The sequence below is a fragment of the Vibrio sp. 378 genome (assembly GCF_033339435.1).
On the sequence record NZ_JAWOUO010000858.1, the window covers coordinates 1 to 587 of the forward strand.

Below are 587 nucleotides of genomic sequence, written 5' to 3' on the forward strand. Positions count from 1 at the left end.
TTTTGACTACTCAGACAAACTATCAAATTCAGGCTGCTATCGATGCTTGTATCCATTTGATGAATTGCAGCAAACAATGAAGTGCAGCGAAACCGGCATTGTCGGCCCTGTGGTGGGCACTCTGGGGAACTACCAAGCTCTCGCTGCTATTCAAAAGTTGGCGATAGATAGCTTTCATGTTGAGTGTGGTCAGTTACACCTCTTTGACGGGCTGCGGATGAACTGGCAGACCATGTCTATAACCAAAGACAAGCAATGTCAGGTTTGTGGTGACAATAATCTTGCACCAGTGAGCAGTTAAGAGATGACCGCCATGACAGTTTCAAATCAATTCGCAGCAAGTTCGTTTGTGCGTTCCTTTGTTAAAGGAGAGAGGTAACGTGATAACTATCGCTATTAACGACCAAGCTCAGCTGGTCGAGTGTAAAGCCAACCTACAGCAAATCATTACCCAGTTTTCTCTGCCTGAAATGGGCTGTGTTTTTGCCATTAATAATCAAGTGGTGCCGCGTAGCGAATGGGTGAGTACGGTACTTTCTGAGGGAGATAGCATCTCTCTGTTTCAAGCCATCGCAGGGGGATAATGT

General features: G+C 45.8%; 2 protein-coding genes. Both read left to right on the plus strand.

Annotated elements, in window-relative coordinates; all coding sequences use genetic code 11:
- The coding region (locus tag R7Q48_RS29255) for a HesA/MoeB/ThiF family protein (RefSeq protein WP_411979308.1) at positions 1–301 on the plus strand (301 nt) is incomplete at its 5' end.
- Between the two features lie 79 nt (positions 302–380).
- Entirely contained in the window at positions 381–584 is a 204-nt protein-coding gene (thiS, locus tag R7Q48_RS29260; RefSeq protein WP_074531660.1) for a sulfur carrier protein ThiS, read from the plus strand.
- Positions 585–587: the final 3 nt, after the last annotated feature.